This window comes from Nocardiopsis sp. TNDT3 (genome assembly GCF_003427465.1).
Taxonomy (GTDB): domain Bacteria; phylum Actinomycetota; class Actinomycetes; order Streptosporangiales; family Streptosporangiaceae; genus Nocardiopsis; species Nocardiopsis dassonvillei.
Genome location: NZ_QPFC01000744.1, coordinates 1 through 8680 on the forward strand (window position 1 = coordinate 1; position 8680 = coordinate 8680).

Sequence of the window (8680 nt, forward strand, 5' to 3'; positions counted from 1 at the left end):
GACCTGACCGACAACGTCAACTCCATGGCCAACAACCTGACCTACCAGGTGCGCCAGATCTCCATGGTCACGCGCGCGGTGGCCGCGGGCGACCTGACCAAGAAGGTCACGGTCAACGCCAAGGGCGAGATCCTGGAGCTGAAGGACACCATCAACGTCATGGTGGACCAGCTCTCCGCGTTCGCCGACGAGGTCACCCGGGTGGCCCGCGAGGTCGGCACCGAGGGCAAACTGGGCGGCCGAGCCGACGTCAAGGGCGTCTCCGGCATCTGGAACGACCTCACCGAGAACGTCAACTCGATGTCGCACAACCTCACCACGCAGGTGCGCAACATCTCCGAGGTGACCACGGCCGTGGCGGCGGGCGACCTCAACAAGAAGATCGACGTCAACGCCCAGGGGGAGATCCTGGAGCTCAAGACGACGGTCAACACCATGGTCGACCAGCTGTCGGCGTTCGCCACCGAGGTCACCCGCGTGGCCCACGAGGTGGGCAGCCAGGGCCAGCTGGGCGGCCAGGCCAAGGTCGAGGGCGTGACCGGCACCTGGAAGCAGCTCACCGACAGCGTGAACGGCCTGGCGGGCAACCTGACCACGCAGGTGCGGGCGATCGCCGAGGTCGCCAACGCCGTCGCCAAGGGCGACCTGACCCGCAACATCCAGGTCGACGCCCGCGGTGAGATGGAGCAGCTCAAGCACAACATCAACCTGATGGTGTCCAACCTGCGCGAGACCACCGCCACCCAGCGCGACGCCGACTGGCTCAAGTCCAACGTGGCCCGTATCTCCGGCCACATCCAGGGCCACCGCGACCTCAAGGAGCTGGCCCGCCTCATCATGACCGAGGTGACGCCGCTCATCGGCGCCCAGCACGGCGCCTGCTACCTGCCCGAGGACCAGGACGACCAGGAGAACTTCCTGTTCTACGCGGGCTTCGGCTTCGACCCCGACGAGGACCGCCGCCGCGTCCGCGCGGGCATCGGCCTGGTCGGCGAGGCCCTCGCCCAGCAGGTGGAACAGCAGATCTCCAACATCCCGCCGGACTACGTCAAGGTCCGGTCGGGCCTGGGCGAGGCCTCCCCGCGCAACCTGTACATCCTGCCGATCGTCTCCGAGGGGCGCTCGCTGGGCGCCATCGAGTTCGCCTCCTACGACGACTTCCGCGAGAGCCACAAGAACTTCCTGCGCCAGCTGGTGAGCCTGCTCGGCACCACCATCAACACCATCCTGGCCAACAACCGCACCGAGGACCTGCTCGAACAGTCCCAGCAGCTCACCAGCCAGCTCAGGGAACGCTCCAACGAGCTCCAGCGCCAACAGGAGGAGCTGCGCGGCAAGAACGCCGAGCTCCGCCAGAAGGCCACCCAGCTCGCCAACCAGAACCGGGCGATCGAGCTCCAGAACCAGCAGATCCAGCGCTCCCGCAACGCCCTGGAGGAGCGCGCCCACCAGCTCCAGGTCTCCTCCAAGTACAAGTCCGAGTTCCTGGCGAACATGTCCCACGAGCTGCGCACGCCGCTCAACAGCCTGCTGATCCTGGCCCGCCTGCTCGCCGACAACGCCGAGCAGAACCTGTCCGCCAAGCAGGTCGAGTTCGCCCAGACCATCCACAAGGCGGGCAGCGACCTGCTGCTGCTCATCGACGAGATCCTCGACCTGTCCAAGGTGGAGGCCGGGCGCGCCGAGGTGCAGCCCAGCGAGGTCTCCATCGCCCAGCTGGTCGACTACGTCGAGGCCACCTTCCGCCCGGTCACCGGGGACCAGGGGCTCGCCTTCGCCGTGGACGTGTCGCCGGACATCCCCGGCACGCTGTGGACCGACGAGCAGCGGCTCCAGCAGATACTGCGCAACCTGCTCTCCAACGCCGTCAAGTTCACCCCGCAGGGGGAGGTGCGGCTGCTCATCGAGCCCGCGTGGGCGCTGGAGGACGCCGACCTGGAGATGTTCGTCGAGAACGAGGAGGTCATCGCGTTCACCGTGGCCGACACCGGCATCGGGATCGCCGAGGACAAGCTCCAGGTCATCTTCGAGGCCTTCCACCAGGGCGACGGCGGCACCTCGCGGCGCTTCGGCGGAACCGGCCTCGGCCTATCCATCAGCCGCAACTTCGCCCGGCTGCTGGGCGGCGAGATCCGCGTGCAGAGCGTGCCCAACCAGGGCTCCACCTTCACGCTGCTGCTCCCGGTGCGCCTGCCCGACGACGCGGGGGAGCGGGCCGAGGAGGCCGGGTCCCCGATCCGCGGCCTGAGCGGCATGGACTCGGCGCCGATGCTCGATTCGGGCCGGGGCGCGGACACCGGCGGCTTCGGCTCCTCCCCGCTGGACGACGGCTTCTCCATGCCGGACGAGGACTTCGACGCGGCACTGGCAGCCCTCACCGACATCAGCGACGAGCCGCTGCCCACGGTCCCGGTGCTCAAGGCGCCCGAGACCCACGCGGCGGCCGCCGAGGGCGAGGCGCCCGAGCAGCCGGCCGAGTCCGAGCCGCGCACCGACCCCGAGCGGCGGGCCGTGCTGAGCGGCCAGCGGGTCCTCATCGTCGACGACGACGTCCGCAACGTCTTCGCGCTCACCAGCGCTCTGGAGGCGCAGGGCCTGGAGGTCCTCTACGCTGACAACGGACACGCCGGAATCGCCAAGCTGGAGGCCAACGAGGACATCGCGCTCGTCCTGATGGACGTGATGATGCCCGAGCTGGACGGCAACCAGACCACCCAGCGGATCCGGGAGATGCCGCAGTTCGCCGGTCTGCCGATCATCTCGCTCACCGCCAAGGCGATGCAGGGGGACCGCGAGCGCAGCCTCGCGGCGGGAGCCACGGACTACGTGACCAAGCCGGTCGACCTGGACCACCTGCTGGACGTCATGCGGCGCTGGCTCACCGCGGGACGCGAGGAGACCATCGCCGGAGCGGCGGCCGACGGCGGGGGCGGCGCGGTCCCGGACGGGCACAGCCGCGCGACGTCCGGGCCGGAGGAGGCCGGCGCCGGGCATGACAATGATCCGAACGGGGAGACTGGCACCAGCACCCCGAGCGAAGACCTGGAGTAACCCGACGTGACCCAGAAGGCCAACATCCTTCTCGTCGACGACCGCGACGAGAACCTGATCGCGCTGGAGGCCGCACTCACCTCACTCGACCAGAACCTGGTCAGGGCCAACTCCGGTGAGGAGGCGCTCAAGCACCTTCTGGGCACCGACTTCGCGGTCATCCTGCTCGACGTGGTCATGCCGGGGATGGACGGCTTCGAGACCGCCGCGCACATCAAGCAGCGCGAGAAGACCAAGGACGTGCCGATCATCTTCCTGACCGCCCAGGAGGTCGACCGGCACCAGGTCTTCCGCGGCTACGCCTCGCGCGCGGTGGACTTCCTGCTCAAGCCGTTCGACCCCTGGGTGCTGCGCTCCAAGGTCGAGGTGTTCGTGGAGCTGCACCAGCTCAAGGCGCAGATGCGCGAACAGGCCCGCGCCCTCCAGCGCGGCCTGGGCCAGGAGACCGGCGAGCCCGGAAAGGTCCTGGCCGAGCAGCTGGCGCAGCGCTCCCGTCAGGTCCAGACCGACCTCGCCCAGCTGCGCGAGCACATCGTGACCAACTACCAGGACGTGGACCAGAGCCTCGTGGACGGCGTGCGCCGGGTGGACAGCGCGGTCTCGCGCCTGTCCACCCTGGTGGACACACTCCACGGCCCCGAATGACGAGGGCCCTCATCCTGGGAGGATTCCCCTTCGGGGGCTGGCCCGGGCGCCCGCGGGGCTCTGGAGGTGGCGGAGGCGGGTTTCCGCGGGAGGGCTGCGCCGCAGGCCTCGCTTGAGGGTGGTGGCGGGCGACGGGTGGGAGGAGCGGAGCCCCCAAGAAACGCCCCTCAGGCGGAGGGCCGGGGCGGCAGGGCCAGGCCGATGTGCTCGCCGATCTCCTCGATCAGGCCCAGGTCGGCCAGGCGGAAGCTGCCCCGGTTGCTGCGGCGGATCAGGGTGAGCGCGCCGCGCACGCCCCGGCTGCCCCGCAGGGGGACCGACAACAGCGACCCCGCGCCCAGCATCGACAGCAGGGGCGCTCCGGACGGGGCGTGGCCCAGCACGGCCTCGTCCTCGATCAGCGGGAACAGCAGGGACTGGCCCCGCTCCAGCACCTCGCCCGGGATGGCGGAGTCGCCGGGCGCCGCCGAGGCCACCGCCTCCCTCTGCGGCGGGAGCGCGTCGGCCGGCCCCGCGACCACGGCGCGGCGGGGCGCCACGGAGGAGGTGGGCAGGTCGCACACGTCCACGACCACCCAGTCGGCGTAGGAGTCGGCCAGCAGGTCGGCCGCGTCCGCGAGCGCGAGCGGTTCGCCCGCACCGCCCGGGCCGGCCGAGCGCAGCAGCAGCCGCGTCATCCGGGTCAGCACGTCCAGCCTGCGCGCGGCCAGCACCACCACCTGGTCCTCCACCTCCGTCTCCAGCGGGGCGGGGCCCTCCTCCTCGGCGCCGTTCATCGGCGGCGACATCGCCACCAGCACCAGCGGGTTGGGCTCGGTGGGCAGCTCCAGGCGCGTCAGGGTCAGGTGCACGTCCTCGGCCCAGCCGCGCTGGGCCAGCCGGGACTCCAGCGCGGCGTCGCCGTCGCCGCGCAGCACCGCGGCCAGCCAGGACTGCATGGCCGCGCGCTTGCGCAGGTCGACGAAGTGGGCGAAGGGCTTGCCGGTGAGGTAGCCCGGCGCGCTGCCCAGCCGCGCGGCCCCGGAGTTGTTGATGCGCCGGATGTAGCCCTCGTGGTCCAGCAGCACGGTGGGGACGCTCAGCTCCTGGAACATCGCGCGGAGCAGGGCCCGGTCGCCGTCGTCGCCCTGGCGGCGCGGCTCGGGCTGGGCGTGGGCCCGGGCCAGTTCGGCCCCCGCGTCGCCCAGCAGGCGTTCGGCGTACTCCAGTTCGGCCAGGGCCGCCTCGGCGGTGCCCTGGGCGTCGTCGGGATACATGGTGTGCGTGTTGCGCAGGGCCGCGATGCGTTCACCCAGTGCGGTGATCTCACGCTGCAACCCGGCGAGGTTCTCCGACACGCTCAGGTCTCCCGTCGTGGATGGCGTCTTCCCGAAGCGGGCGGATGTCCGCTGCCGCGGTCTTCCAAGGTTACGGTTAGTCCGAGCCCGGAAACGGCAAGGAGGCCCCGACTGTGTGGATCGAACGCCTGGCCCGGGATATCGGCGCGCTGGGACAGGCGGATGGCACCACCCTGGAACGGGCCCTGGACCAGATGAGCAGGGCCGCGGCCCTGGGCGTCCCCGGCTGCTCGGCCGCGCTCGTCGTGGTCTGGCGCGAGGTCGAGGGGGCCGACGGCTCCGTGCGGCACGTGGTCACCGACTACGGAGCCTCCCACGCGGACCTGTCCGCGGCCTTCGAGCACCAGTACACCACCGACCAGGGGCCCACCGTCGAGGCCGTCCGCGAGATGGGCCGGGTGCGGGTGGGCGACATCCTGCGCGAACCCCACCGCTGGCCCCGCTACACCAGCATGGCGGTCCAGTGCGGGGACCGCTCCTCCATCACCCTGCCCAGTCTGCTGCCCGGCGAGGGCGACGACCGGGTGATCACCTTCGGCGTGCACTCCGGCCGGGCCGACGCCTTCGACGAGGAGGTCGTCGCCCCGCTGACCGCCCTGCTCGCCGAGCACGCCGCCGTGTCGCTGTACAGTGCCGGACGCCAGGCCGACGTGGCCAGGGAGACCGCCCACATGCGCCGGGCCATGTCCGCGCGTACGGTGATCGACCAGGCCAAGGGCATCATCATGCACGCCCGCGGCTGCGACGCCGACACCGCCTTCGCCGCGCTGCGCGAGGTCGCCCAGCGCAACCGCAAACGGGTGGTGGACGTGGCCCGCGACCTCGTGGCGGAGAACACCGGTCCCCAGCCCCGGATGCGCCCCGACCGAAGGTGAACGGGCGGGCAACACCGGGCGATGAGTCCCGAGCGTGATCGAAAAGCGCCATGATGAGGGCTCGGGGCCCTCCCGGAACAAGAAGGAGAAGTGACCGTGACGTCAGACATCTCGATCCGTCGCGAGGATGACGTCGTCGTCGTCACCCCCGCGGGGGAGATGGACGCGGTGACCTCTCCCGCGCTGGCCGACGTCCTCGACGGCCTCCTGGCCGCCGAGCCTCCCCGGGGGGTGGTGGTCGACCTCGCCAAGGTGTCCTTCTGCGACTCGCGCTGCATCGGCGTGCTCGTCGCCGCCTACCGGCAGGCGCGCGACCTGGGCGTGGGCCTGATGGTCGCCGAGCCCCAGCCGCAGGTCAACCGCCTGTTCGTGATAGCCGGGATCGACCAGGTCATCCCGATCGCGGGCAGCACCGGAGCCGCGGCGGACTCCCTCAGGGGCTGAGCGGGGCCCGCGTCCCTGGTTCCCGGACGGTCCCGGACTCCCCGGCCCCGTCCACGAAGTGCAGCCGTACCAGGGAGCCCTCGCCGCTGCCGCTGATCTCCAGGAAGTCGCAGGTCTGCCGGGTGATCCACAGCCCGTACCCGCGCGGGCGCATGCTGTCGGCCGGGCGGTAGCCGGTGAGCGGGTCGAAGAGCCCGCCGCGCTCGTCGAACACGTCGCACACCCACCGCCCGGGGGCGCGCCAGACCTGCACGGTGCCCTTGCCCGCCCCGTGCTCCAGCACGTTGGCGGCCAGCTCGTTGACCGCTACCACCAGGCTGTCGATCCGCTCGGGCGGGAACCCCATGGACTCGCCGAGCGCCGCCAGGTCGGCGCGCAGCCGCGGCAGGGACAGCCCGATCTCCAGCCGGTGCGCGGGTCCGCTGACCGGCAGCGGCTCCGGGGCGACCGGCCGGGTGCCGAACGCGGCCGTGCCCAGGTAGGCGGGGTTGGGGCGGGGCCCGTCGGACTCCACCAGCACCGGGTGGGTGGCCACGACCGCGGACCGCGTCCGCGTGGTCAGGTCGCGGTCGTCGTGGACGCACAGCAGGCTCAGCCGCTGCGGGGCCAGCGCCGTGGACAGCACCGACTCCAGCCGGTGCCACTCGCGCAGCTCCATCCCCGAGACCGGCAGCGGCGGCTCGGCCACCACGACCACCGGCACGGGGGCGTGGACCAGCGCCAGGCGGTGCAGGGCGGCCAGGGTGCGCCCCGGGGCGTCGTAGAACCGGTTCCGCTCCAGGACGTGCACGCGCTCGCGCTCGGAGGCCGACAGCGCCCCGGTGAGCGCTGCCGCGCGTTCGCCGGAGACCGCGAGCACCGTGTGGGCGTTTTCGCGTACGGCTGAGCGCAACCGCTGCCGGGCCACCTCGTGGAACCGCTGCTCGCGGCGGAAGAGCAGTCCCTGGTGTTCGAAGGTCATCGGTACGTGGTGTCCGCGCCCGGGGCCGACCGTCCGGCCGCCGGGCGCCACTGTCTGTGTACCCGCTGCGGCCCCTCGGAGGAAACCCCGGGGGGCCGGTGGGCCGGGCACGCTGTGAGGGCGGGCACGGCTCAGTGCGCGGTCCCGGACAGTAGCAGACCGTCCGTCTCGTCCTCGTCGGCGCGGTCCTGTTCCGTCTGCTGCGGGCGGGAGCGCTCGTAGGCGAGCTCCGTCTCGACGGCGATCCGCTGCCAGGTGAACCGGGAGCGGGCCCGGTCCACGGCGGCGATGCCGTACGCGGTGCTCATGGTCGGGGTGTTGAGGACCGCGCGCACGGAGCGCACGACCTCGTCGGGGCGGCCGAAGCGCATCAGCACGCCGCTGGTGCGGTGCAGGACGGCCCCCGGGGTGGCGCCGGTGGCGGTGGCCACCACGGGCAGGCCGCACGCCATGGCCTCCAGCACGGCCCCGCCGTAGGGGTCGTAGGAGGCGGCGGACACGTACACGTCCGCGGAGCGCAGCAGGCGCGGCAGCTCCTTGCGCTCCACGGGCCCGGCCAGGTGGACGCGGTCGTTCACCCCGGCCTCCTTGGCCAGGAGCTCGATCCGGCGGGCGTTCTCGTCCAGGGCCACGTCCAGGTCCTCGGCGGTGGAGACGAGCAGCAGCTCCGCCTCGGGGAGGCGGGTCATGGCCTCCACGAGCCGGTCGGCGCCGCCGGCCTCGGTCAGGGAGGTGACCGAGACCAGGCGGGCGCGCTCCTCGCGCCGGGAGTGCCAGTGCTCGGCGGAGGCGCTGCCCTCCACGCTGAAGTGGTCGGGGTCCACACCGAAGGGCACGACGTTGACGTGGTGGCGGGGGACGCCCAGGCGGGCCAGCTCGACCTGCTGGTCGGTGGAGTTGACCAGCACGCGGTCGGCGCGCGAGGCGAGGATGGTCTCCATGCGGGCGCGCTCGGGGTGGTGGCCGAGGCCGGAGCGCTGCTCGCTGGCGTTGAGGGAGTGGAAGGTCTGCACGAGGGGCGTGCCGGTCTGGTCGCTCTCGCTGTGCGCCTGCGCGTGCAGGGCGGCCAGGCCGCTGGTCCAGCCGATCGCGTGCAGGACGTCGGGGCGGTCCTCGTCCAGGACGGAGGCCAGGGCGCTGCCGAAGGCGCCGGTGTGCTCGGCGTGCTCCTCGGGGGACAGCGGCCGGGCCGGGCCGGCGTCCAGGTAGGCGACGGAGACGCCGCGCGCCATGCGGGTGCGGCCGTCGGGCTGGTCGGGGTCACTGCGGCGGGCGTAGACCGTCACCCGGTGGCCCCGCTTGGCCAGCTGCCGGGACAGGGCGCACACGTGCAGGCTGGCGGGGCAGGCGGGCTCGCCCCTGTGGGC

Annotated in this window: 7 protein-coding genes; 4 read left to right on the forward strand and 3 right to left on the reverse strand. The window is 72.3% G+C overall.

Features of this window, described 5'->3' with window-relative positions:
* Together DQW06_RS18355 and DQW06_RS18360 are read left to right on the forward strand one after the other, a co-directional pair.
* Window positions 1-3051, forward strand: a 3051-nt coding sequence (locus DQW06_RS18355) for a HAMP domain-containing protein (RefSeq protein ID WP_117198984.1), incomplete at its 5' end; no start/stop codon positions are given.
* Window positions 3052-3057: 6 nt separating this feature from the next.
* Window positions 3058-3696 carry a two-component system response regulator gene (locus DQW06_RS18360; protein WP_013156190.1) on the forward strand — a complete coding sequence of 213 codons (639 nt, stop codon included), beginning with the start codon at window positions 3058-3060 and terminating at the stop codon, window positions 3694-3696.
* A 167-nt stretch (window positions 3697-3863) separates the two neighbouring features.
* Here DQW06_RS18360 and DQW06_RS18365 read toward each other — a convergent pair whose 3' ends face one another.
* Complete coding sequence (locus DQW06_RS18365) at window positions 3864-5033, reverse strand: GAF domain-containing protein (protein WP_117198985.1); 1170 nt, start codon at window positions 5031-5033, stop codon at window positions 3864-3866.
* A gap of 113 nt (window positions 5034-5146) precedes the next feature.
* Between DQW06_RS18365 and DQW06_RS18370 the strand changes: the two genes are divergently transcribed.
* Both DQW06_RS18370 and DQW06_RS18375 read left to right on the forward strand, forming a co-directional pair.
* The gene (locus tag DQW06_RS18370) at window positions 5147-5908 is read left to right on the forward strand and encodes a GAF and ANTAR domain-containing protein (protein ID WP_013156192.1); all 762 of its coding nucleotides are present in this window, start codon (window positions 5147-5149) and stop codon (window positions 5906-5908) included.
* A gap of 96 nt (window positions 5909-6004) precedes the next feature.
* A complete protein-coding gene (locus DQW06_RS18375) occupies window positions 6005-6352 on the forward strand; it encodes an STAS domain-containing protein (RefSeq protein ID WP_013156193.1) in 348 nt (115 codons plus the stop codon).
* Here the strand turns inward: DQW06_RS18375 and DQW06_RS18380 are convergent.
* Together DQW06_RS18380 and DQW06_RS18385 are read right to left on the reverse strand one after the other, a co-directional pair.
* The gene (locus tag DQW06_RS18380; RefSeq protein ID WP_013156194.1) at window positions 6342-7313 is read right to left on the reverse strand and encodes an anti-sigma factor RsbA family regulatory protein; all 972 of its coding nucleotides are present in this window, start codon (window positions 7311-7313) and stop codon (window positions 6342-6344) included. The genes DQW06_RS18375 and DQW06_RS18380 overlap by 11 nt on opposite strands.
* Window positions 7314-7444: 131 nt before the next feature.
* Window positions 7445-8680: glycosyltransferase (locus DQW06_RS18385; protein WP_117198986.1), on the reverse strand; the 1236-nt coding region annotated here is incomplete at its 5' end.